This is a genomic window from Qipengyuania sp. Mu-71, from assembly GCF_036867055.1.
Classification (GTDB): Bacteria; Pseudomonadota; Alphaproteobacteria; order Sphingomonadales; family Sphingomonadaceae; genus Qipengyuania; species Qipengyuania profunda.
In genome coordinates, this window is sequence record NZ_JBAJHR010000001.1 from 970867 (window position 1) to 994411 (window position 23545).

General features: G+C 64.9%; 27 protein-coding genes and 1 tRNA gene. 19 read left to right on the forward strand and 9 right to left on the reverse strand.

The window, feature by feature from the left end; translation table 11 throughout:
* Window positions 1-9: 9 nt before the first annotated feature.
* Genes V6B15_RS04845 through aroA form a run of 3 tightly spaced genes read right to left on the reverse strand, consistent with a single transcriptional unit; the run spans window position 10 to window position 2215 of the window.
* Entirely contained in the window at window positions 10-630 is a 621-nt protein-coding gene (locus tag V6B15_RS04845) for a (d)CMP kinase (RefSeq protein WP_334200235.1), read from the reverse strand.
* Complete coding sequence (locus V6B15_RS04850; protein WP_334200236.1) at window positions 627-884, reverse strand: CBU_0592 family membrane protein; 258 nt, start codon at window positions 882-884, stop codon at window positions 627-629. Before V6B15_RS04850 ends, V6B15_RS04845 begins: the two co-directional genes overlap by 4 nt.
* Window positions 881-2215, reverse strand: a complete 1335-nt coding sequence (gene aroA / locus V6B15_RS04855) for a 3-phosphoshikimate 1-carboxyvinyltransferase (RefSeq protein WP_334200237.1) — start codon at window positions 2213-2215, stop codon at window positions 881-883. Before aroA ends, V6B15_RS04850 begins: the two co-directional genes overlap by 4 nt.
* A gap of 145 nt (window positions 2216-2360) precedes the next feature.
* Here aroA and V6B15_RS04860 point away from each other — a divergent pair, with 145 nt between their 5' ends.
* From V6B15_RS04860 to rimM, 5 genes are all read left to right on the forward strand, one after another.
* Window positions 2361-2708, forward strand: coding sequence for a TIGR02300 family protein (locus V6B15_RS04860; RefSeq protein ID WP_253515313.1), 348 nt, complete (start codon window positions 2361-2363; stop codon window positions 2706-2708).
* A gap of 91 nt (window positions 2709-2799) precedes the next feature.
* Window positions 2800-2875, forward strand: a tRNA-Ala gene (locus V6B15_RS04865).
* 179 nt (window positions 2876-3054) lie between these two features.
* Window positions 3055-4536, forward strand: coding sequence for a signal recognition particle protein (gene ffh, locus V6B15_RS04870; RefSeq protein WP_334200238.1), 1482 nt, complete (start codon window positions 3055-3057; stop codon window positions 4534-4536).
* Between the two features lie 34 nt (window positions 4537-4570).
* The gene (gene rpsP, locus V6B15_RS04875) at window positions 4571-5071 is read left to right on the forward strand and encodes a 30S ribosomal protein S16 (RefSeq protein ID WP_334200239.1); all 501 of its coding nucleotides are present in this window, start codon (window positions 4571-4573) and stop codon (window positions 5069-5071) included.
* Window positions 5072-5079: 8 nt separating this feature from the next.
* Window positions 5080-5580 carry a ribosome maturation factor RimM gene (gene rimM / locus V6B15_RS04880; protein WP_334200240.1) on the forward strand — a complete coding sequence of 167 codons (501 nt, stop codon included), beginning with the start codon at window positions 5080-5082 and terminating at the stop codon, window positions 5578-5580.
* Window positions 5581-5603: 23 nt separating this feature from the next.
* On the opposite strand, the gene V6B15_RS04885 is transcribed toward rimM, so the two are convergent.
* The gene (locus tag V6B15_RS04885; RefSeq protein WP_334200241.1) at window positions 5604-6518 is read right to left on the reverse strand and encodes an NAD(P)/FAD-dependent oxidoreductase; all 915 of its coding nucleotides are present in this window, start codon (window positions 6516-6518) and stop codon (window positions 5604-5606) included.
* 131 nt (window positions 6519-6649) lie between these two features.
* Between V6B15_RS04885 and V6B15_RS04890 the strand changes: the two genes are divergently transcribed.
* The 14 genes from V6B15_RS04890 to V6B15_RS04955 all read left to right on the forward strand — a co-directional run bounded on the left by V6B15_RS04890 (window position 6650) and on the right by V6B15_RS04955 (window position 19813).
* Window positions 6650-6964 carry a hypothetical protein gene (locus tag V6B15_RS04890; RefSeq protein ID WP_334200242.1) on the forward strand — a complete coding sequence of 105 codons (315 nt, stop codon included), beginning with the start codon at window positions 6650-6652 and terminating at the stop codon, window positions 6962-6964.
* Between the two features lie 51 nt (window positions 6965-7015).
* Entirely contained in the window at window positions 7016-7879 is an 864-nt protein-coding gene (gene trmD / locus V6B15_RS04895) for a tRNA (guanosine(37)-N1)-methyltransferase TrmD (protein ID WP_334200243.1), read from the forward strand.
* Window positions 7876-8244: a 50S ribosomal protein L19 gene (rplS, locus tag V6B15_RS04900; RefSeq protein WP_301298458.1), complete on the forward strand. Its 369-nt coding sequence runs from the start codon at window positions 7876-7878 to the stop codon at window positions 8242-8244. The genes trmD and rplS overlap by 4 nt, the downstream gene beginning before the upstream one ends.
* Before the next feature lie 306 nt (window positions 8245-8550).
* Window positions 8551-10797 carry a S9 family peptidase gene (locus V6B15_RS04905; protein WP_334200244.1) on the forward strand — a complete coding sequence of 749 codons (2247 nt, stop codon included), beginning with the start codon at window positions 8551-8553 and terminating at the stop codon, window positions 10795-10797.
* Window positions 10798-10882: 85 nt separating this feature from the next.
* On the forward strand, window positions 10883-11908 hold the full coding sequence (locus tag V6B15_RS04910; protein WP_334200245.1) for an aspartate-semialdehyde dehydrogenase: 1026 nt from the start codon (window positions 10883-10885) through the stop codon (window positions 11906-11908).
* Window positions 11905-12462, forward strand: coding sequence for a hypothetical protein (locus V6B15_RS04915; protein ID WP_334200246.1), 558 nt, complete (start codon window positions 11905-11907; stop codon window positions 12460-12462). The genes V6B15_RS04910 and V6B15_RS04915 overlap by 4 nt, the downstream gene beginning before the upstream one ends.
* A gap of 98 nt (window positions 12463-12560) precedes the next feature.
* The gene (locus V6B15_RS04920; RefSeq protein ID WP_334200247.1) at window positions 12561-13208 is read left to right on the forward strand and encodes a 2-hydroxychromene-2-carboxylate isomerase; all 648 of its coding nucleotides are present in this window, start codon (window positions 12561-12563) and stop codon (window positions 13206-13208) included.
* Window positions 13205-13960, forward strand: coding sequence for an alpha/beta fold hydrolase (locus V6B15_RS04925; protein WP_334200248.1), 756 nt, complete (start codon window positions 13205-13207; stop codon window positions 13958-13960). The genes V6B15_RS04920 and V6B15_RS04925 overlap by 4 nt, the downstream gene beginning before the upstream one ends.
* Window positions 13957-14472 (forward strand): hypothetical protein, encoded by a 516-nt coding sequence (locus V6B15_RS04930; protein ID WP_334200249.1) that lies wholly within the window; start codon window positions 13957-13959, stop codon window positions 14470-14472. Before V6B15_RS04925 ends, V6B15_RS04930 begins: the two co-directional genes overlap by 4 nt.
* A gap of 69 nt (window positions 14473-14541) precedes the next feature.
* Window positions 14542-16389, forward strand: coding sequence for a M2 family metallopeptidase (locus V6B15_RS04935; RefSeq protein ID WP_334200250.1), 1848 nt, complete (start codon window positions 14542-14544; stop codon window positions 16387-16389).
* Entirely contained in the window at window positions 16383-17399 is a 1017-nt protein-coding gene (locus tag V6B15_RS04940; RefSeq protein ID WP_334200251.1) for a YncE family protein, read from the forward strand. Before V6B15_RS04935 ends, V6B15_RS04940 begins: the two co-directional genes overlap by 7 nt.
* On the forward strand, window positions 17396-17860 hold the full coding sequence (locus V6B15_RS04945) for an ATP-dependent zinc protease family protein (protein ID WP_253515332.1): 465 nt from the start codon (window positions 17396-17398) through the stop codon (window positions 17858-17860). The genes V6B15_RS04940 and V6B15_RS04945 overlap by 4 nt, the downstream gene beginning before the upstream one ends.
* A 10-nt stretch (window positions 17861-17870) precedes the next feature.
* Entirely contained in the window at window positions 17871-18776 is a 906-nt protein-coding gene (gene rimK, locus V6B15_RS04950; protein WP_253515334.1) for a 30S ribosomal protein S6--L-glutamate ligase, read from the forward strand.
* A 71-nt stretch (window positions 18777-18847) separates the two neighbouring features.
* Entirely contained in the window at window positions 18848-19813 is a 966-nt protein-coding gene (locus V6B15_RS04955; protein WP_334200252.1) for a sensor histidine kinase, read from the forward strand.
* A 14-nt stretch (window positions 19814-19827) separates the two neighbouring features.
* Here the strand turns inward: V6B15_RS04955 and V6B15_RS04960 are convergent, their stop codons facing one another.
* The 5 genes from V6B15_RS04960 to rpsF all read right to left on the reverse strand — a co-directional run bounded on the left by V6B15_RS04960 (window position 19828) and on the right by rpsF (window position 23468).
* On the reverse strand, window positions 19828-20601 hold the full coding sequence (locus V6B15_RS04960; protein WP_334200253.1) for an SDR family NAD(P)-dependent oxidoreductase: 774 nt from the start codon (window positions 20599-20601) through the stop codon (window positions 19828-19830).
* Window positions 20602-20627: 26 nt separating this feature from the next.
* Window positions 20628-22067, reverse strand: a complete 1440-nt coding sequence (locus V6B15_RS04965; protein WP_334200254.1) for an AMP nucleosidase — start codon at window positions 22065-22067, stop codon at window positions 20628-20630.
* Window positions 22068-22199: 132 nt separating this feature from the next.
* Window positions 22200-22868, reverse strand: a complete 669-nt coding sequence (gene rplI, locus V6B15_RS04970; RefSeq protein WP_334200255.1) for a 50S ribosomal protein L9 — start codon at window positions 22866-22868, stop codon at window positions 22200-22202.
* 10 nt (window positions 22869-22878) lie between these two features.
* On the reverse strand, window positions 22879-23103 hold the full coding sequence (gene rpsR, locus V6B15_RS04975) for a 30S ribosomal protein S18 (protein ID WP_094062939.1): 225 nt from the start codon (window positions 23101-23103) through the stop codon (window positions 22879-22881).
* Window positions 23103-23468: a 30S ribosomal protein S6 gene (gene rpsF / locus V6B15_RS04980; protein WP_253515345.1), complete on the reverse strand. Its 366-nt coding sequence runs from the start codon at window positions 23466-23468 to the stop codon at window positions 23103-23105. Before rpsF ends, rpsR begins: the two co-directional genes overlap by 1 nt.
* Window positions 23469-23545 lie beyond the last annotated feature (77 nt).

The window sequence follows — 23545 nt, forward strand, 5'->3', positions numbered from 1 at the left end:
GCTCACCGGCTAGGACGTGGCCTCCATGACCGCTTCGATTGCCGCCTCGATCGATTGCTCGCGGCTCAGCGGGCTGGTGTCGATGACCATTGCATCGGGGGCGGGGGCCAGCGGGGCGACCGCGCGATTGCGATCGCGTTCGTCGCGACGGCGCAGGTCGTCGGCGATCTCGAGCTTGGTGACATGCACGCCGCGCTCGCGCATTTCGAGGAAGCGGCGCTGCGCGCGCGCTTCGACGCTGGCGATGATGAAGAGCTTGGCATCTGCCTCGGGCGCGATGACGGTGCCGATATCGCGCCCGTCGAGCACGGCGCCGCCAGCCTGCGTGGCGAAGCGGCGCTGGCGGTCATACAGCGCCTGACGCACTGCGGGATGGACCGATACCCGGCTCGCCAGCCCGCCGGTTTCCTCGTTGCGCAGATGCGGATCGAGCAGCAGCGCGTCGGGAAAGGCACAGCCCGCGAGCGCGTCACCGCCATTATCGGGGTCGCCGCCGTCGAGGAAGACCTGCCGCCCGACCGCACGATAGAGCAGCCCGGTATCGAGATGCGGCAGGCCGAAATGTTCGGCCAGCGCTTGCGCAATAGTGCCCTTGCCCGAGGCAGTCGGTCCGTCGACGGCGATAATCATCGTGCCTGTTTGCGCCCGCGGACCGCCTTGGCCAAGCCCCACACCGCAATCGCTGCCCAGAATCCTTCGAGCACGAGACTCGGCCAATTGGTGTGAAACACCAGCGAGACGGTCAGCAGTGCGGCGCCCGCCAGATTGGTGCCATGCAGGATGAAGGGGTTCGGCTTGTCGGTGGAGGTCAAATAGGCATAAGCGCCGATGACGCAGGCGGTGCCGATAAAACCGACCCATGCTGCCCAGTCGAGTTCGGTCATGCCGCCGCGTCCGCCAACAGGCCGACGAAACCGGGGAAGCTGGTCGCGATGGGGTCGACCGTGTCGAGCGCAACACCTTCGCGGCTCGCAAGGCCGGCAATCGCCATGCTCATCGCAATGCGATGATCGAGATGGGTGGTAACCGGTCCGCCGCCCGCCAGCGGTGCGCCGCCAGTGCCTTCGATGATCAGGCCATTGTCGGTTTCTTCCAGCGTGACGCCCGCCGTGCGCAGTGCCTGCGCCATGGCGGACAGGCGGTCGCTTTCTTTGACGCGCAATTCCTCGAGGCCGCTGGTGACTGTGGTGCCTTCGGCCAGCGCGGCGGCGACGAACAGGACGGGGAACTCGTCGATCATGCGCGGGGCAATCGCGGGGTCGACCGTGACACCGGTCAGCGGAGCATGGCGGACACGCAGGTCGGCCACCGGTTCGCCGCCGACTTCGCGCGCGTCCTGGTAATCGATCCGCGCGCCCATCTGCCCGAGCACTTCGAAAATGCCGTTGCGGGTCGGATTGAGACCGACGTTTGCGATCACCAGGTCGCTGCCCGGCACGATGCTGGCCGCAACCGCGAAGAACGCCGCCGAGGACGGATCGCCCGGGACTTCGATATCGCAGGGGTGCAGGTCGGCGGGGCCGTGGATACGGATGATCCGCGCGCCATCGGCCTCTTCGACGCTGAGTTCGGCGCCGAAGCCGCGCAGCATGCGCTCGGTATGGTCGCGCGTCGGGACGGGCTCGATCACCGTGGTGATCCCCGGCGTGTTGAGGCCTGCCAGCAGCACTGCGCTCTTCACCTGCGCGCTGGCGACGGGCAGGCGGTATTCGATCGGCACTGCGGGCTCGATGCCCTCCATCATCAGCGGCAGCGTGCCGCCGGGCGAGGGGGTGAAGCTGGCCCCCATCAGGGACAGCGGATCGATGACCCGCCCCATCGGGCGCTTCGAAAGGCTGGCATCGCCGGTAAAGGCGGCAGTGATCGCGTGGCTTGCGAGCAGGCCCAGCAGCAGGCGGGTGGAGGTGCCCGAATTGCCCATCTCCAGCGCTTCGTCCGGTTGCAGCAGCCCGCCCACACCGACACCGTCGACCACCCAATCGTCGCCATCGCGTTCGATCTGCGCGCCCATCGCGCGCAGCGCGGCGGCGGTGGCGAGCACGTCTTCGCCTTCGAGCAGCCCCGAAATGCGGCTGCGGCCGACCGCCAGCGCACCGAACATCAGCGCACGGTGGCTGATCGATTTGTCGCCGGGCACGCGAATGCGTCCGGTCAGCGGTCCTGCGGGCGTGAAGCGGTGGGCGGTCAAGCGGGGGTTTCCGTATCGGCGGTTCATTCGGATGCGGCGCTTTGACAGTGGCAGGTGCTTCTGGCAAGGCGCGCGCGCTGTTGATTCCTGCGCTGCAGGTTCCCATCAATACGATTACGAATTCACGGCCCCTGCGCAGTTCGCCAGGGGCGGCAAAGCCTAAGGATTACACATGGTCAAACCGGAATGGGGCACCAAGCGGACCTGCCCGAACTGTGGCACCCGCTTCTACGATCTTAACAAGGACGATCCCGTCGCCTGCATCGAATGCGGCGAAGAATGGTCGCCCGAACCCGTGCTGAAGTCGAAGCAGCCGATTCTTGCCGAGGAAGAAAGCAAGAAGAAGAAGGACGCCGAGCCGGATAGCGATCTGAGCGGCGATGACGATGACGACGATCTCGATCTCGACATCGATGAAGATAACGATTCGCCCGACAATGAAGTCGATCTTGGCGGCGACGACGACCTCGGTGTCGAAACCAAGGCCAAGGGCGACGACGACGACGCGGACGAGAGCTGATTTTTTCGCTTGCCTTGCGCGGGGCGGCCTCATAAAGGGCTGCCTCCGCAAGGCTGGCGCGCCTCCCAGGGCGTGCCGAATGAAATGGCTCGGGGCCTTAGCTCAGCTGGGAGAGCGCTACAATGGCATTGTAGAGGTCAGCGGTTCGATCCCGCTAGGCTCCACCATTTCAACCACCGAGTGCGCTGGTAGCAGGCCGTGGCGACGGTTACGGCTTGCTTCCACCTCACCCGGGCACAGGTTTGGGTTTTATCGGGGATTTCCCCACGCTGACCGACGAGTTTTCGTCCGTCGGCGTTTTTCGCGTATTCGGGCCCTGTAGGGTTCGAAAGGAGTTTAGGCCGGTATGTTCGACAATCTGTCCGACCGCCTCGGTAATGTCTTCGACCGCCTGAAGGGGCGCGGCGCGCTGAGCGAAAGCGACGTGCGCGAGGCGATGCGCGAAATCCGCATCGCGCTGCTCGAAGCCGATGTCGCGCTGCCCGTCGTGCGCCGCTTTATCGATGCGGTCACCGAAAAGGCGATCGGCCAGGACGTCCTCAAATCGGTCACTCCGGGCCAGCAGGTCGTCAAGATCGTCGATGACGAGCTGGTCGACATGCTCGGCGGGACCGAGGTCGAGGGGCTCAATTTCGCCGCCAAGCCGCCGGTCGTAATCATGATGGTCGGCCTGCAGGGTTCGGGCAAGACCACCACCACCGCCAAGCTCGGCAAGCTGATCCGCCAGAAGCACGGCAAGAAGGCGCTGATGGCGTCGCTCGACGTCAACCGCCCGGCCGCGCAGGAGCAGCTCAAGGTGCTCGGCGAGCAGGTCGAGGTCGCCACGCTGCCGATCATCGAAGGCCAGCAGCCGGTCGATATCGCGCGCCGCGCGATGGAAAGCGCCAAGCTGCAGGCTGCCGACGTGCTGCTGCTCGATACCGCGGGCCGCCTGCATGTCGATGAAGCGCTGATGGCCGAAATGAAGGCCATCGCGGGTGTCTCGACGCCGACCGAAGTCCTGCTGGTGGTCGACAGCCTGACCGGCCAGGACGCGGTCAATGTCGCGCAGAGCTTTACCGGCGAAGTGCCGCTGACCGGTGTGGTGCTGACCCGCATGGACGGCGATGCGCGCGGCGGTGCGGCGCTGTCGATGCGTTATGTCACCGGCAAGCCGATCAAGTTCGCCGGCACGGGCGAAAAGCTCGACGCGATCGAGGCGTTCGATCCCCGGCGCGTGGCGGGCCGCATTCTCGGCATGGGCGATGTCGTCAGCCTAGTCGAAAAGGCCGCCGAGAGCATCAAGCAGGACGAGGCCGAAGCGCTCGCCAAGAAGATGGCGCAGGGCCAGTTCGACCTCGACGACCTGCGCATGCAATTGAAGCAGATGCAGAACATGGGCGGGCTGGGCATGCTCGCCGGAATGCTGCCGGGCATGAAGAAGGCCAAGGCGGCGATGGCGGCGTCGACCATGGACGACCGGGTGCTGCTGCATATGGATGCGATCATCGGGTCGATGACGCCCAAGGAACGCACCAAGCCCGCGCTGCTCAACGCCAAGCGCAAGAAGCGCGTTGCGGCGGGTTCGGGCACCGACGTGCAGACCGTCAACAAGGTGCTCAAGATGCACCAGGAGATGGGCCGCGCCATGAAGCAGATCAAGAAAATGGGCGGTATGAAGGGCCTCGGCGCGCTGTTCGGCGGAGGCGGCATGGGTGCCGCGATGCCGGGCCTCGGCGGACCGGGAAGCGGCGCTGGCGGCCTGCCCGGAATGGGCGGCGGCAAGGGCCCCGGCGTGGATCCCTCCACGCTTCCCTCCGACCTCCAGAACCTGCTCAAGAAGAAATAAGTTTCAAACGTTTACATTCGAAAGGTAATACACAATGGCAGTTGCAATCCGGCTTTCGCGTGGTGGTGCCAAGAAGCGCCCCTACTACCGCATCGTCGTCGCCGATTCGCGCGCAGCGCGTGACGGCAAATATCTCGAGCAGATCGGCACCTATAACCCGATGCTGCCCAAGGATTCGGGCGAGCGCGTCAAGCTCGACGAAGACCGCGCCCGCCACTGGCTGAGCGTTGGCGCCACGCCGAGCGACCGCGTCCACCGTTTCTTCGACGCCGCGGGCATCCTCGAGCGCGAACAGCGCAACAACCCGAAGAAGGGTGAGCCGGGCGAAGCCGCTAAGGAACGCGCTGAAGAAAAGGCCGCCAAGGTCGCCGAAGCCGAAGAAGCCGCCAAGGCTGCCGAGGAAGAAGCCAAGACCGCTGCTGCAGCGCCTGCTGAAGAAGCCCCCGCTGAAGAAGCACCCGCCGAAGACGCCGCTGCCGCAGACGCTCCCGCCGAGGAAGCTGCGGCAGACGACGCCGAAGCCAAGGCCGAGTAAGCGGCTGCATGTCGGACAAACCCGTCACGCTTGCCGCCGTCACCGGTGCGCATGGGGTGACGGGCGAGGTCCGGCTGAAGCTGTTCGGCGAGGGGGTGGATGCCCTCAAGCCACACAAGCGCTTCAATGCGGGTGATACCGGGGGCACGCTGACCCTCGTGAAAATCCGCAGCGACAACAAGGGCGGTGCCATTGCACGCTTTACCGAGGTTGCGGATCGCACCTCGGCGGAGCGCTTGCGGGGCACCGCCCTGTCCGTCTCGCGCGAGGCGTTGCCCGCGCTGGAAGAGGGCGAATTCTATTTCTCCGACCTGCTCGGGCTTGCGGTGGTTACCGACCAGGGCGAGCCGGTCGGACAGGTCTGCGCGGTCGAGAATTACGGCGCCACCGACATCGTCGAGATCGAACAGGCCGACGGCAAGAAATTCATGGTCCCGCTGACCGAGCAGGCCGTCCTGGGATGGACCGCCGACACGCTGACCATCGCCGACGATTTCTGGGAGCGGTAACGGCCGTCTAAAAACTGGCTTGGCTAGCGCCTGAGCGGTCGCTCCGCCGCGAGGTGGTTGCGGATCGTGGTCGCTGCGACACCCGCCTGGCCCATCGCATGGCTGATCTGGTCGAGCCCGAGCACCACGTCCCCTGCAGCGAACAGCCCCGGCACGCTGGTTTCGAGGTGGTCGTCGACGATGATGCAGTCGCCTTCGGTTACTTCCGCGCCGCATCTCACCGCCAGCCCTGAGCGAACCACCGAGCCAAGCGCGGGATAGACCGTGTCAAAGGTCTTGCGCCCTTCGGCGGTGTCGAAGGCAATCCGCCCGTTCTCGATCGCATAGCCGCCGCAGGGGCCGGCAATCCGCGCGATCCCCGCCTCCTCGAGCGCGCGCGAACACTGCGGCGATAGATCGTGGTCGCCATCCGGCGAAACCAGCGTCAGATCGCTGGTATAGGTGCGGATGAACTGCGCCTCCGCCGTGCCATGGTCGCCGGTGCCGATCACCGCGACGCGCTGGTCGGTGACTTCATAGCCGTCGCACACCGGGCAATAGCGGATCAGCCCGCGCTGCATCGCTTCGGCGTGGAACTGCTCGTCGATTCCCTCGGGCCGGTTGTTGACCACGCCGGTGGCGAGCAGGACGGTGCGCGCGCGAAATTCCTCCTCCTCGCAGCACACCACGAAGTGGCAGTCTTCGCGCTTGAGGTCGGTGACCCGCTTCGGCTCGCGCAATGCGCCATATCGGGCGGCCTGGTCGCGCATCCTCTCGAGCAGGTCATTGCCGTTGATGCCCTCGGGAAAGCCTGCATGGTTGTGGCTGGTCGGGATCCAGCTCGCGCGGCTGGTCCCGCAGTCGAACATGCGGATCGAGAGGTGGTAGCGCGCGAGATAGATCGCGGCGGTCAGCCCGGCGGGCCCCGCACCCACGATGATGCAATCGTCGACATCCATGGCCCACCTACGCACCAAGCCCCGAAGTGTGCCGTTCGCAGAGGGATAATGGCTGCCCGACCGGCCCGCGCTTTGCACCGGGCGACGGTCATGCCACAACGTTGCCCCACCAAACGGAGGGCTGCAGACCAATGATCGACAATGTTGTATTTCTCGCCGGGTCCTATGCTGCGATGGCAGCGGGGCTCAGCGCGGTCGTCGCCAAGGTTTCGCCTTCGATCGGACCGCGCCTGCGCCATCTCTTCGCGGGCGGCGCGCCGCTGGCCGCTGTGCTGGGCGCGCGACTGGCAGAAGCCGATAGCGTCACCCTGCAGGGCATGGACCTGCTCGGCGCCGGAGGACTGGTGGTGCTTGGCGTGGTAACATCGACCATGGTCGGTAAAGTTGTGCCGACAGCCCCGCGCGTGCGCGCCAAACCCGCGGATCAGCGCCTGCCGATCCGCTGATCGCAGTTCGCGCTATGGTGCTGGTCGCGATTGGCCGCTAGGGCGCGCGCCATGGGTTTCGCCGCCACCATCCTGACGCTCTATCCCGAGATGTTTCCGGGGCCCCTCGGGGTCTCGCTGGCAGGCCGTGCGCTCGAGCGCGGCGACTGGTCGTGCGAAACCGTGCAGATCCGTGATTTCGCCACGGACAAGCACCGCACCGTCGACGATACGCCTGCGGGCGGCGGCGCGGGGATGGTGCTCAAGCCCGATGTGCTCGGCGCGGCGCTGGCAAGCATCCTCCCCGGAACGGGGAGGGGGACCGTCGCAGACGGGGGAGGGGCGCCTCCGGTTGATCATGACCGTGCCGAATATTCGACCGTGCCCCTCCACCATCCTGCGGATGGTCCCCCTCCCCCGATGGGGGAGGCCATCCCGATCCTCGCCATGACGCCGCGCGGCAAGCCGATATCGCAGGCGCGCATCCGCGCCATCGCGCAGGGGCCCGGCGTGGCCATTGTGTGCGGGCGTTTCGAAGGCTTCGACGAGCGCATTTTCGAGGCCTATCCGCAGATCGAGCAGATCAGCCTCGCCGATATCGTCCTGTCGGGCGGCGAGACCGCCGCGCTGGCCATTCTCGACGCTTGCATTCGCCTGCTTCCCGGAGTAATGGGCGCGCCCGATAGCGGAGTCGAGGAGTCCTACGAAAACGGGCTCATCGAGTATCCGCAATATACCCGACCTCAACAATGGGAAGGGCGCACGATCCCTGAAGTGCTGCGATCGGGGGATCATGCGAAAATCGCTGCTTGGCGCAAGGCAAGGAGCGAAGACGATACTCGGTTACGCAGGCCGGACCTTTGGGAGCGTTACTGTGACGCTCGGGACCGACCTGCCTCTGGCGCGCGGCGAAAAAACCAGGAAGACCAGGCATGAACCTGATCCAGCAGCTCGAAGCCGAAGCGATTGAAAACCTCGGCAAGGACATTCCCGAATTCCGTGCGGGCGACACCGTTCGCGTCGGCGTGAAGGTTGTCGAAGGCACTCGCGAGCGTGTCCAGAATTTCGAAGGCGTTGTCATTGCCCGCTCGAACCGGGGCATGGGCAGCAACTTCACCGTCCGTAAGATGAGCTTCGGCGAAGGCGTGGAACGCGTGTTCCCGCTCTACTCGCCGATCGTCGACAGCCTCACCGTGGTCCGCCGCGGCATCGTGCGTCGCGCCAAGCTCTATTACCTGCGCGGCCGCACCGGCAAGCGCGCTCGTATCGCCGAGCGCCGCGACAACGCGCCCAAGGCGTAAGAAACACCAAATCGTTTCTCTTCGCGAGAAGATCGAGGGCGGCCTCCCGTTGGGGAAGCCGCCCTTTTTCGTGGGAAGTGTCACGGACGCCGCAAGCGGCCGCCTGTGTTTGACCCCGCGGGGCCGGTGAACCGGAATGGGCCGCCCGGGGTCCTGACCATTGTCGCTTCGAGGTCTTAGCCGAATTTCAACGCTCGCGCTTAAGCTGAAATTAGGTGTGTTTGCGCGGCACGCGCTTGCTTTCGCACCCGGTCGTTGCGAGGAGCCGCAGTCGATGTGTCCCTGCCTGCACCCACCGGAGAGATGATGAGGCCGTTGAAATTCGCCGCCGCGCTGGCGCTGGGCACTTGCCTCGCTGCGCCGCTTGCCGCCCAGACCACCCCGCAAACCACGGAGACCGCGCCGATGGAGCTGAGTTTCGAACGCGTCTTCGCGTCGCCCGACCTCGACGGGCCGAGCCCGCGCAAGGTCAAGCTGTCGCCCGATGGTCGCTATCTCACGTTGCTGCGCAACCGCGAGGAGGATCGCCAGCGCTACGATTTGTGGGCCTATGACCGTGAGAGCGCGGCATGGGCGATGCTGGTCGATAGCGAGGCGCTGGGAACGGGGCGTGAGTTGTCCGAAGATGAGAAGATGCAGCGCGAACGTGCGCGCGTCGGCAACCTTGCGGGCATTATCGACTATCAATGGACCGAGGACGCCGCGGGCGTGCTGGTCCCACTCGACGGCGATCTCTACCTCGCGCGGCTGAGCGGCGAGGTCGTGCGGTTGACCGATACCGAGGAAAGCGAGCTCAATCCCGCGCTGAGCAGCACGGGCACCCATGTCTCCTTCGTCCGCGACCGTCGGCTGTGGGTCGGCGAAGTGGGCGGCGAAGCCCGGCCGGTGACCCCGCAGGAAGGCGAGGCGATCCGTTGGGGCGAAGCCGAGTTCGTCGCGCAGGAGGAAATGGGCCGGATGACCGGCTATTGGTGGGGTCCCGACGACCGCCGCATCGCGGTCGAGCGGTTCGACGAGAGCATGGTCGGCGTGGTGACGCGCGCGGCGATCGGCGCCACCGGCACCAAGGTGTTCGACCAGCGCTACCCGCTTGCGGGCAGCGCCAATGCCGAAGTCGCGCTTTATGTCATGGACCCTGATGGCCAGAACCGCGTGCAGGTCGATCTGGGAGAGGACACCGACATCTATCTCGCCCGGGTCGACTGGGCGCCCGATGGCAGCGCGCTCTATGTCCAGCGCCAGAACCGCGCGCAGACCGTGCTTGATATGCTGAAGGTCGATCCGGCGACGGGGACAAGCGAAGTGCTGTTCACCGAGCGCGCCGCGGTGGACGATTACTGGATCAATCTGTCGGACGATTACAAATGGCTCGATGACGGCAGCCTGATCTGGTGGTCCGAACGCGACGGCTATGGCCATCTCTATCGCTATGCCGATGGCGCATGGACACAGCTGACCCGGGGCGAATGGGTCGTGACCAAGCTGGTCGGGATCGACCAGGAAGCCGGACGGGTGTTTTTCCAGGGCACGAAGGACGATGTCCTCGCGCAGCAGGTCTATGCCTTCGATCTCGCCGATCCGTCGCAAATCACGCGGCTGACCGATCCCGCCTATGCCAATTTGGCGAGCATGGACGGCAAGGCGCAAACGCTGGTCGTCAGCCGTTCGAACGACGACACGCCGCCGCAAAGCTATATCGCCGACCAGCAGGGCCAGCGCCTCGCCTGGATCGAGGAAAACGCGCTCGACGGCGCGCATCCCTATGCGCCTTTCCTCGCCAGCCATCGCCCAGTGCAATATGGCACGCTTCCGGCAGAAGACGGCACGCCGCTCTATTGGGAAATGGTCACGCCCGAACTGGAGCCGGGCAAGCGCTACCCGGTGTATTTCTATCATTATGGCGGACCGGGGCCGCAGATCGTCACCAAGGGCTGGAACGGCGCCCTGCAGCAGGCCATCGTCGACCGGGGCTATATCTGGTTCGCGCTCGACAATCGCGGGTCGGCCAATCGCGGTGTCGCTTTCGAACAGCCGATCTTCCGCGCGATGGGCGGGGTCGAGGTGCGCGACCAGAAGGCGGGGGCGGAGTATCTCAAGACGCTCGACTTCGTCGATCCGGCCAAGATCGCAATCGATGGCTGGTCCTATGGCGGCTATATGACGCTCAAGCAGTTGCAGGCCGATCCGGGGTATTATGCAGCGGGCATCAGCGGCGCGCCGGTGACGCGCTGGGAGCTTTACGATACGCATTATACCGAGCGCTACATGGGCACGCCGCAAGCCGACGGGGCTGCCTATGCCGCGACAAGCGCGATCCCCGACGCGGCCAAGATCACCGATCCGCTGCTGATCATCCATGGCATGGCCGATGACAATGTCGTGTTCGAAAATGCGACCGAGATCATCTCCGCGATGCAGGAAGCCAATGTGCCGTTCGAGATGATGCTCTATCCCGGATACACCCACCGCGTGTCGGGCGAGCGGATTTCGCCGCACCGCTACAACACCGTGTTCCGTTTTCTCGAAAGCCACGGCGTGACCCCGCCCGAATGACGCTTTAGCCCGTGCAATCGAATGTGCGCTTGCGGGTGCGTAGCTAATCGCTATCTCGGCGGCCTAGAGATACTGGAGACGTAATTTGGGTTATCGTGTTGCCGTGGTCGGCGCGACCGGGAATGTCGGGCGTGAAATCATGCAGGTCCTCGCCGAGCGCGGGTTCCCCTGCGACGAGGTGGCGGCTGTCGCCAGTTCGCGTTCGCATGGCACCGAGGTCGAATTCGGCGACACGGGCAAGATGCTCAAATGCAAGAATATCGAGCATTTTGACTGGGCCGGCTGGGACATCGCGCTGTTCGCTGCGGGCAGCGGTCCGGCCAAGGAATTCGCCCCCAAGGCGGCCGCCGCGGGCTGCGTGGTGATCGACAACAGCTCGCTCTACCGCATGGACCCCGACGTGCCGCTGATCGTGCCCGAGGTGAACCCCGAGGCGATCCACGATTATGCCAAGCGCAATATCATCGCCAATCCGAACTGCTCGACCGCGCAGCTCGTCGTGGCGCTCAAGCCGCTGCACGATGCCGCCACGATCAAGCGCGTCGTCGTCTCGACCTACCAGTCGGTTTCGGGCGCGGGGAAGGCGGGGATGGACGAATTGTTCCAGCAGAGCCGCGCGATCTTCGTCGGCGACCAGGTCGAGCCGGTGACGTTTACCAAGCAGATCGCCTTCAACGTGATCCCGCATATCGATGTCTTCCTCGACGATGGGTCGACCAAGGAAGAATGGAAGATGGTGGTCGAGATCAAGAAGATCCTCGACCCGAAGATCAAGCTCACCGCGACCTGCGTGCGCGTGCCGGTCTTCGTCGGGCATTCCGAAGCGGTCAGCATCGAGTTCGAGAACGAGATTTCCGCTGTCGAGGCGCAGGACATCCTGCGCGAGGCGCCGGGCTGCATGCTGGTCGATAAGCGCGAGGACGGCGGCTACATCACCGCGGTCGAAGCCGCGGGCGACAGCGCGACCTATATCAGCCGCGTGCGCGAGGATCCGACAGTCGAAAACGGACTCAACCTGTGGTGCGTATCGGACAATCTGCGCAAGGGCGCGGCGCTCAACGCAGTGCAGATCGCCGAATTGCTGGGCCGCGAATGCCTCAAGAAGGGATGATCCGCCGCGCGCTCCTGCTTGCGCTGCCGCTGGCGCTCGCCGCCTGCGGCCAGTCCGAACCCGCGCCCGAGCCGGTCGAGACCGCGTCGTCTGCTGCGAGCGTCGATCTGAGCGACGTCTTGATCGTCGTCGATGCCAATGGCCTTGGCGCGAAAGACGCGCAACCGCTGCGCTTTGGTGCGCCGCGTGCCGAGGTCGACCAGGCGATCGAGACCGCCTTCGGCGCCGCGCCCGGAACCTCGAGCAATGAGGAATGCGGGGCCGGACCGATGGAGTTCAGCCAGTTCGGTCCGCTCCAGATCGCCTATATGGACGGCAGCTTTGCCGGCTGGTTCCTGCGCGAGGGCGAGGGCATGGCCACGTCGGACGGCGTGCGTCCGGGTGAGACCACCTTCGCGGATCTCAAGCGCGAACGACAGGTCCGCGAACTCGACACCACGCTGCCGGGCGAATTCCAGTATACCACCGCGGATTATGGCACGATCACCGGCTTTGCCGAGGATGGCGAGACGGTGACCGCGCTGCAGGCGGGGATAAGCTGCTTCTTCCGCTGACCGTCCTCCCGGCGCATGCCGGGATCGCTCTCGATCCACCGCAACGCTGATAGCGGTCCCAGCTTCCGCTGGGACGACGGAGATGTATAAGTCTCTGCATGACCCTGACCGCAGAGCTCTATTTCAGCTTCCGTTCGCCCTACAGCTATCTTTCGGTCGGCCGGTACCGCGCCATGGCCGAGGAACACGATCTCGCCATCGCGCTGCGCCCCGTCTGGCCGCTGGCGATCCGCGAACCCGGTTTTTTCGAGCGCAACCATCCCAATTGGCTGGCCTATACGCTGCGCGACATGATGCGCGTGGCGCAGTTCCACGGCATTGCCTTCGGACCGCCGCGTCCCGATCCGATCGTGCAGGATGCGGCGACGCGCAAAATTGCCGCCGAGCAGCCCTATATCCGCCGCGTCACGCGGATGGGTCAGGCTGCGGCACGAAGAGGCAAGGGCCTCGTCTTCGCGCATGAGGCAGGCCAGTTGATCTGGGGCGGGCAGGAAAACTGGCACGAGGGCGACCATCTCGCCGCCGCGCTCGAACGCGCCGGGCTCGACGCGGCGGAGATCGATCGCGAAGTCGCTGCCGAGGAAGACACGCTCGACGCCGAAATCGCCGCCAACCAGGACGCGCTCGAGGCCTCGGGTCACTGGGGCGTTCCGACGCTGGTATTCGAGGGCGAACCGTTCTTCGGCCAGGACCGTATCGAAATGGCGCGCTGGCGGATGGAACAGCAGGGGCTGGCGAAGCGATGACCACCGAGTTTTTCGACAGTTTCGACGGCACGCGGCTGGCGCTGCATCGGCATGGGGCAGGGCGGCCGCTCGTCCTCCTGCACGGCCTGTTTTCCAGCGCGCAGATGAACTGGATCAAATGGGGGCACCACGAGGCGATCGCGGCGCAGGGGTTCGAGGTGCTCATGCTCGATTTCCGCGTGCATGGCGACAGCGCCGCGCCGCATGATCCCGACAGCTATCCGAGCAATGTGCTGGTGCGCGACGTGGCTGCGCTCGTCGATCATCTCGGGCTCGACGATTACGACCTCGGCGGCTTCTCGCTCGGCGCGCGCACATCGCTGCACGGCGCGGCGCACGGCGTGCTGACGCCTGCGCATCTGGTGATCGGCGGGATGGGGACCGCAGGGCTGGGCGAATGGCAGCGCCGCGCGGCCAAGTTCCGCCGCGTGATCGACGAGTTTGATGCCATTCCCAAGGGCGATCCCGACTATTTCTCGATGCAGTTCCTCAAATCGCAGGGGGTCGACCGGGTCGCGGCGCGGCTGCTGCTTGACACCATGCCCGATCTCGATCTCGCCTTGCTCGACAATATCACCATGCCAACGCTGGTGGTCTGCGGTGACGAGGACCGCGACAATGGCTCGGCCGCCGATCTGGCGAGACTGTTGCCCGATGCCGATTTCGCCGAAGTACCCGGGACGCATATGAGCAGTGTGACCAAGCCCGACCTCGGGCAGGCGATCGCCGACTGGCTGGGAGACAAGACATGAGCAGCACGCGCCCCGAATTGGGTTGGTGGATGTGGGGCCTCGTGGCCTTTGCCGTGGTGGTCGCGCTCAGTCTCGCGGTGACCGCTCCTGCAGACGTGACGCTCGGTATTGCCGAACACCAGGCGGCCGCGACGGCCGCGCGGGTCGATGAAATCCATGCGCAATGGCACGCGGGCGGCGTGCGGCCACTGGCGATCTTCGCCATGATCGGCGATCTGGTGTTCATCGCCATCTATGGCTGGGGTAGCTGGCTCGCCGGGCGCAGCTTCGTGGCGATGGGCGGCGTCGTCCGGATCACCGGGGCGGTCGTGGCCGCAGCGGCGGTGGTATTCGTGCTGACCGACTATACCGAAACGCTGCTGCAATTGGCGCAATTGCTGCGCGATGAGGGGTCGGACCAGTTGGCGGGCATTGCTGCCACCGCGCGTCCGGTCAAGGTCGCCGCCTGGATCGTGACCTTCCTTGGCGTAATCGCGGCATGGATCATCCGCCGGTTTGCGCCAACCGCTTGATTAAGCTGCGCGGCAGGTGCAATCCGGTAGCACGTGAATCCACATCATTCCGATCCTGAGAGGACCCGCATGAAATTCGCATCCGTCGCGCTCTCCGCGCTTGCCGTCTCGCTCGCCGCCCCGGCCATGGCCGATCATCATGCGGAGACATCCGAAGCGGCCGTATCCGCCTATCCGATGACGCCGCAGGGCGCCGCCGACTGGGTCGCGATGGTCGAGCAGGACATGTTCGATTTCTCGGTCGAATACGGCCGGGTGCTGTGGCTCAACAACACCTATATCGTCCATGACAGCAACCAGCTGGCAGCGAAATACGGCGCGCAGGCGACCGAGAAATCGGTGACCTACGCCAATGAAGCGGCACAATATGCGCGCGTTGCGGGGCTCGATCCCGAAGTCGCCCGCAAGCTCGATATCCTGCGCAACGGCATCGTCATGCCCGCGCCAGTCCGCGACGGCGCGGCAACCGAACTCAACGAAATCGCGACCAAGCTCGGCGCGGCCTATGGCCAGGGCACGGGCACGCTCAATGGCGAGGAAATCAACGGCAGCGATATCGAAGCCGAGATGGGCAATCTCGAGCGCACGCCTGCCGAACTCGCCGAAATGTGGACCAGCTGGCACGACAATGTCGGTGCACCCATGCGCGGCGATTACCAGCGCATGATCGCCATCGCCAACGAAGGCTCGAAGGAACTCGGCTTTGCCGATCTGGGCGCGATGTGGCGTTCGAACTACGACATGGACCCCGACCAGTTCGCCGGCGAGACCGAGCGGATGTGGCAGGAAGTGAAGCCGCTCTACATGGCGCTGCACACCTATGTCCGCAGCAAGCTCAACGAGAAATACGGCGACGATGTGCAGCCGGCCACCGGCGCGATCCGCGCCGATCTGCTCGGCAATATGTGGGCGCAGGAATGGGGCAATATCTACCCGCTGGTCGCGCCCGAAGGGGCGGGCGACATCGGGTACGACCTCACCGACCTGATTACCGCCAAGGGCCTCGACGAAATCCAGATGGTGCGCACGGGCGAGCAGTTCTTCTCCTCGCTCGGCTTCGACCCGCTGCCGGGCACCTTCTGGGAACGCAGCCAGTTCGTGAAGCCGGAGGACCGCGATGTCGTCTGCCATGCCAGCGCCTGGGACGTCGACAATATCGACGATCTGCGCATCAAGATGTGCATCAAGAAGAATGCCGACGATTTCGTCACCATCCATCACGAGCTCGGCCACAATTACTACCAGCGCGCCTACAACCAGCAAGACTACCTGCACCTCAACGGCGCCAACGACGGCTTCCACGAGGCGATCGGCGACATGATCGCGCTGTCGATCACGCCCGAATATCTCGTCCAGATCGACATGCTCGATGAGGCCGACGTGCCCAGCGCCGACAAGGACATCGGCCTGCTGCTGCGCCAGGCGATGGACAAGGTCGCCTTCCTGCCCTTCGGCCTGATGGTCGACCGCTATCGCTGGGGCCTGTTCGACGGGTCGATCCCCGCCGACCAGCTCAACACCGGCTGGAATGCGCTGCGTCTGGAATACCAGGGCATCACGCCGCCGGTCGCGCGCGACGAAAGCGGGTTCGATGCGGGCGCCAAATACCACATCCCGGGCAATGTGCCTTACACGCGCTACTTCCTCGCCCGGATCCTGCAGTTCCAGTTCTACAAGGCGGCCTGCGACCAGGCGGGCTGGGACGGGCCGCTGCACCGCTGTTCGTTCTACGGCAATGAAGAGGTCGGCAAGAACCTCGATGCAATGCTCGAAATGGGCGCCAGCAAGCCGTGGCCCGATGCGCTCGAAGCCTTTACTGGCGAGCGCCAGATGAGCGGTGCCGCGATGGTCGAATATTTCGCGCCGCTCAAGGCGTGGCTTGACGAGCAGAATGCGGGCAAGACCGAAGGGTGGTAAGCCGCTTCGCCTCGTTCCTCGCGCTCCCGCTGGCGGTCGCCTGTGCGCCCGTCGCGGGGGGCGGGGATGCTCCCTCGCTTCCCACCGCTGCGGATGTCGATGGCGCGCTGTTCGTGGCGGGCAAGTTCGGCAATACGCTGTCGAAGGTCGATCTGGAGAGCGGCGCGGTGGTCGCTTCGGTCGCCAGCTGTGCCAACCCGCATGAACTGGCGACCGCCCCCGGCGGAGCGCATGTCGCGCTTGCCTGTTACGGCGGGCAGACGGTCGATATTTTCCGCACTGCGGATCTCGAACGCGTCACGAGCATCGATCTGGGCGAGAATGCGCGCCCGCACGGGATCGTATGGCACGCCAATGGCGACCTCTACGCCACCGCCGAGGGCCGGCAGTCGATTGTCTGGATTCGCGACCCGCTGGGCGCAGCGCAAACCTTCGAATATGCCTCGAGCCAGCAAGGCACGCATATGCTCGCCATCGCGCCCGATGCCTTGCACGCCTGGACCACCAATCTGGGGTCGCGCACGGTCAGCCTGATCGACCTCAAGACCCGGCGCGCACCGCGTTCGGTCGAGATTGGCGAGGAACCCGAAGGCATCTGGCTGTCTCCGGACGGTGACACGCTGTGGGTGTCCGCGCGCGGCTCCAACGCGGCCTTCGCGCTCGACCCGCAGACGCTCGCGATCCGCCAGCGGGTCGAAACGGGCGCCTTTCCCTTGCGCATCATCCTGCGTCCGCAGGGCGATTACGCGGTCACCTCCGATCTCGCCGATGGCGGGCTGAGCGTGATCGATACCGCCAGCGGTGAAGTCGTGCGCAGTATCGCCGTGTCGAGCCCGGCCGAGGCGGAGGCGCGCACGCAGGTGACGATCCTGTTCTCGCCCGATGGTGAGCGGATATACGTCGCCGAAACCACCGCGAACACGATCGCCGAGGTCGATTTCGCCAGCGGCACAGTGCTGCGCCGGCTGCCGGGCGAAGGCGGCGGTGACGGGATCGCGATCGTCGAATGAGCGCGAAACGCAACGCATTGCCCGTCGTCGGCTGGCGCGAGCTGGTCCACCTGCCCGAATTGGGGCTGCATGCCATGCCGGCCAAGATCGATACCGGCGCGCGCACGTCCTCGCTGCATGGCACGGTGCTGGAGGAATTCGAACGCGACGGCGAGAAATTCGTCCGCTTCGCCGTCGATTTCGACCAGCAGCACGTGCGCCAGGTGTGCGAGGCGGTGCATGTCGATATCCGCGGCATCACCAGCTCCAATGGCGAGACGCAGCGGCGCTATGTCATCAAGACGCCCATGCGGATCGGGGACCTGGAATTCCGCGCCGAAATCAGCCTCGCCGACCGCCGGGATATGAAATTCCCGATGCTGATCGGCCGTTCGTCGCTGCGCCGGCGTTTTGTAGTCGACAGCGGCTATTCCTGGTTGCAGACGCCCGAGCGCAAAACGACGAAGGGGCACAAGCCCTGAGGAGCCTACGATGAAGATCGCCATGCTGGCGCGGAACGCCAATCTCTATTCGCACCAGCGCCTGCAACAGGCGGCGGAGGAACGCGGGCACCAGTTCGATATTCTTAACACGACGCGCTGCACGGTGCATATCGCCAGCCACAAGCCCGAAGTGTTCTACAATGGCGAGCCCTGCATCGGCTACGATGCGGTGATCCCGCGGATCGGGGCGTCGATCACCAATTACGGCCTCGCGATCCTGCGCCAGTTCGAGATGCGCGGCTGCTGGCCGCTCAACGAAAGCGTGGCGATCGGGCGCAGCCGCGACAAGCTGCGCAGCATGCAGATCCTCGCCAAGCACGGGCTGGGCCTGCCGCTGACCGCCTATGCCAACGATCCCAAGGCCGCCGAAGAGATCATCCGTGCGGTAAAGGGGCCGCCGGTGGTGATCAAGCTGCTCGAAGGCACGCAGGGCATCGGGGTGGTGCTGGCCGAAACCATGAGCAGCGCCAAGTCGGTGATCGAGGCCTTCCGCGGTGCCAACGTCAACATATTGGTGCAGGAATTCATCAAGGAAGCGGGCGGCACCGATATCCGCGCGCTGGTGGTCGGGGGCAAGGTGGTCGCGGCGATGAAGCGCACCGGCGCGCCCGACGATTTCCGCAGCAATTTGCACCGTGGTGGCAGCGCGCAGCTGATCAAGATCACTCCCGAGGAACGCAGCACCGCCGTCCGTGCGGCGGGGCGTATGGGTCTCAATGTCTGCGGCGTCGACATGCTGCGGTCCAATCACGGCCCGGTGATCATGGAAGTCAATTCCTCGCCTGGGCTCGAAGGGATCGAGAATGCGACCGGCAAGGATATCGCCGGGATGATCATCGAATTCATCGAGAAGCGCGCGAGGGACGGGAAGACCAAGACCAAGGGGCAGGGGTGATCTTCCCCGCGCCGCATGGCGCTTTGCGAAAAATATTTGGGCGCCGCCCGCAACGTGGATAGATTGGTCGCATGCCCGAGCTTGAGCACCTTGCCGAATCGTCGCTCGATCACCTGAGGCTGGTCCTTGCGGCCGGCCAGATCGGCATTTGGGAGCTCGATCTGGAAACCGGCACCGCATGGCGCAATTTCCGGCATGACGAGATATTCGGTTACGATGAATTACTCCCGCAATGGACCTATGAGCAATTCCTCGACCATGTGATCCCTGCGGATCGGGGGGAGGTCGATGATCGCCAGAAGCAAGCGCTGGAACGCGGCGAGGACTGGGTTTTCCAGTGCCGCATCACCCAGGCCGACGGCGAAGAACGCTGGATCAGCGGCGCGGGGCGGCCGCTGATAGTCGATGGCGCGCCGACCAAGATCATTGGCCATGTGATCGATATCACCGATACCAAGCGCAACGAGACGCGGCTCGAAACCCTTACCGCGGAACTCAACCACCGCGTCCGCAACATGCTCGCCACGATCCGCGCGATGATTTCGATGTCGTCACGCAAGGCAAGCGATGTCGGCCGGTTTGGCAGGGCGCTGGAGGGGCGCGTCGCCGCCTTGTCGCGCACGCATGACCTGCTGGTGGAGAATGCCGACCAGCTGTTCAGCCCGCGAACGATCATCGAAGGCGAACTTGCGGCGTTCGAGGATGTCGCGGACAGGGTGACGGTGAAAGTGAGCGGCAGACCCAGACTGGAGGGGAATGTCGCCGAGGGCTTCACGCTGGTGGTGCACGAGCTCCTGACCAATGCCATCGCCCATGGCGCGCTCGCCAGCCCGGCAGGACGCGTGGCGATGGATATCGAGAAAACCGCTGGCGGGATGCAGCTGGTCTGGGAAGAAAGCGGCGGTCCTCCGGTCGAGCCGGATATACAGCCCGGCTTCGGCACCCGCATGATGTCGATCGTGCTCGGCGGCGCGGGACAGGTCGAGTTCGACTACCGCCCCGAAGGGCTGCGCTGCGTGGTGACTATCACCGGCTGAGCGGGGCGCAGGGCCTACGCGTTGCGCGCCATCAACCCGCCATCGACCGGGATGACCGCCCCGGTGATATAGCTTGCCGCGGGCAGCACCAGCGACAGCGTCATATGCGCGACCTCCTCGGGTTCGCCATAGCGTTTGAGCGCGGTGCGGCGCTTGGCGTAGATCGTCTTGTGTTCGTCGGGCACGGCGGCGGTCATCGCGGTGCGGATCGGGCCGGGGCAGATGCAGTTGACGGTAATACCCTCCGGCCCGAGATCGACCGCAAGGCCACGGGTGAGGCCGGTCACGCCGGTCTTGGCGGCGACATAGGGCGTATCGCCGGGCGTCGCGCCGAGCCCTTCAGTGCTGGCGATATTGACGATCCGCGCGGCATCGCTGGCGCGCAGATGCGGGAGCGCGGCGCGGACCATGCGTTGATGCGCGGTCAGCATGACCGCCAGCGCGCGGTGCCAGACCTCTTCATAGGCATCGCCGTCATCGAGTGGGGCGAAGCTCGACACGCCGGCATTGTTGACGAGGATATCGATCCGCCCGAAATCCGCCGCGATCTGCGCCACGGTACCGGCGATTGCCTGCTTGTCGGCAACATCAAGCGCGTAGGCACGCGCGCCATTGCCGCACTCTGCCGCCAGTTTTTCGCATGACGGCAGATCGAGGTCGGTCACCGCGACCTGCGCGCCTTCGGCGGCGAACAGCCTGGCGGTGGCTGCGCCCATGCCGCTTGCGGCGCCGGTCACCACGGCCACCCGCCCCGCAATCGAGCGCGAGCGGTCCACTGTCTCGGTCATGCATCTCTCCCTTGCCGGGAGCGAGCTTACCTGAACGGCGGTTCGTTGAAAGCGCGCAATTTGCGGCTGTGGAGGCGCGGGCCTTCCGCCTTCAGCAGCTTGCACGCGGTCACGCCGATCTGGAGATGCGCCGCAATGGCTTCCTCGTAGAAGGCATTGGCCTGGCCGGGCAGCTTGATCTCGCCATGCAGCGGCTTGTCGGACACGCACAGCAGCGTGCCATAGGGCACACGGAAGCGGTATCCCTGGCCGGCGATCGTCGCGCTTTCCATATCGACCCCGACCGCTCGGCTCAGGCTCATGCGATGCGCCGAACTGGTATAGCGCAGTTCCCAGTTGCGATCGTCGGTGGTGACGACCGTGCCGGTGCGCATGCGCCGTTTGAGATCGGCGCCATGCGTCCCCGACACCTCTTGCGCGGCGCCGGCGAGCGCCTGCTGGACCTCGGCAATTGCGGGGAGGGGGATTTCCGGCGGCAGCACCGAATCGAGCACGTGATCGTCGCGCAGATAGGCATGGGCGAGCACGTAGTCGCCGATCTTCTGGCTCGGGCGCAGGCCGCCGCAATGGCCGATCATCAGCCACGCTTCGGGACGCAGCACTGCCAGGTGGTCGCAGATCGTCTTCGCATTGCTCGGGCCGACACCGATATTGACCAGCGTGATGCCTTCGCGGTTGGGACCAACCAGGTGATAGGCGGGCATCTGGTGCCGGCGCCATGCAGTGTCGGACAATTGCGCGCGGGCCTTGTCGGTCTGCTCGGTCAGCATCATGCCGCCCGCACCGGCCAGCGCGGTATACCCGTCCTTGCCGAGCTGCGAACCGGCCCAGTCAACGAATTCATCGACATAGCGGTGATAGTTCGTGAACAGGATGAAGCGCTGGAAATGCTCGGTGCTGGTGCCGGTGTAGTGCGCCAGCCGCGCGAGGCTGAAATCGGTCCGTAAACCGTCGAACAGCGACAGCGGGATGGGATCGTCGGCATTCTCGAGCATGATGCCGTCGGCCAGCTCGTCACCGATATCGGCCAGCTCGGTCGAGGGGAAATGCCGCGCGATGAGGTTGGGGTCGACACCGACCAGCTCCGCGCCGGCCTGGCCGTCGAGGACATAGGGGAAGGGGATTTCCTGCTTCGACGATCCGACCTCGATCTCGACTTCGTAATTCTCGTCGATCAGTTCGAGCTGCTCGCGCAGGTAGTCGCGGAACAGCGCGGGGCGGGTGACGGTGGTGGTGTAGAGGCCCGGCGCGTTGAGCCGTCCAAAGGCGCGGTTGCGATCCTCGGGCTGGTCGCCCCCGCGAAAACGCAGCCGCAGTTCGGGATAGGCATAGCTGCCGTCGCTGCGCCGTTCGGGGGCGGGAATCTCGCGTTCGCGGCCGAAGGCGATCACATCCTCGCGCAGCCGTTCCACCGCGGCGTCGTAGATCTTCTCAAGCCGGTCGAGGGTCTGTTCGATCGAATCCATGGGCGTTCCTCCTGCCTCTTGTTGTTTTCGCTTTCGCGTCTCGTGCCTGCACATAGGGTGTGCGGGCGGTACTTACAAAAAGGGCGCGGTGACCGAAGCCGCCGCGCCCTGTTTTGATCGTGATCGCCAGGATCAGCCTTCGTCGCCGTCCGGCGCCGTGGCTTCGATCTTCGCTTCGGTCTCGCTCACGCCGTCTTCAGTGCTGACACCGTCTTCGAGCATGTCGGCGGGAATTTCGCCGGGCTCGAGAGTCGGGTCGGTCCGGTTGGCTTCGGCAGCTTCTTCGATCTCGCGCTGTTCGTCTTCGAACATCTGCGCCATCACGTCGATACCCTGGCTCTGCAGTTCGGCTTCGTCGTCGCTGCGGGCGACGTTGGCCTTCACCGTGACCGAGACTTCGGGGTGGAGGTCGATGCGGACTTCATGCATGCCGATCGCCTTGATCGGATCACCCATGATGACCTGCTTCTTGTCGATCTCGTGGCCCTTTTCGCCCAGCGATGCAGCGATGTCGCGCACGTTGACCGAGCCGTAGAGCTGGCCGGTGTTCGACGCAGCGCGGATCAGGACGATTTCTTCGCCCTGGACCTTTTCGCCGGCCTTCTCGGCTTCGCCGCGACGTTCCGCATTTTCCTTTTCCAGGCGGTCGCGGTTCGCTTCGAAAACCTTCTTGTTCGATTCGTTGGCGCGCAGGGCCTTCTTCTGCGGAAGCAGGAAGTTGCGGGCATAGCCGTCCTTCACGGTGACCACGTCACCGATCGAGCCGAGCTTTTCGATCCTCTGAAGGAGAATGATATCCATGGTTATTCCCCTACTTCACGATGTACGGCAGCAGGCCGATGTGGCGAGCGCGCTTGATGGCCTTGGCCAGTTCACGCTGCTTCTTCGCGCTGACGGCGGTGATGCGGCTGGGGACGATCTTGCCACGCTCGGACATGAAGCCCTGCAGCAGGCGCACATCCTTGTAGTCGATCGCGGGGGCGTTCTTGCCCGAGAAGGGGCAGGACTTGCGGCGGCGGAAAAACGGGCGGGCCATCAGTTACGCTCCTCGCGGTCGCGGCGCTTCTTCGCATCGCGCTCGTTCTTGCGCATCATCACGCTGGGACCTTCTTCGTGCTCTTCGACACGGATGGTCATGTAGCGGATGACGTCTTCATTGATGCGGGTCTGGCGTTCGAGCTCCTGCACGACGGCGCCGGGGCCCTCGATGTTGAGCATCACGAAATGCGCCTTGCGGTTGCGGTCGATCTTGTAGGCGAGGTTCTTGAGGCCCCAGGTCTCCGTCTTGGTGACCTTGCCTTCGTTCTGCTCGACAATCTCGGTAGCGGTGGCGGCGAGCTGGTCGACCTGAGCCTGGCTCAGGTCCTGTCGCGCCAGGAAAACATGCTCGTATAGAGCCATGCCCTTGTCCTTTCACATATGGCCGATCGCTGGCTGATCCGCGGGATTGCGGGGCCCCTCCGGCTTTCTTCGTCATC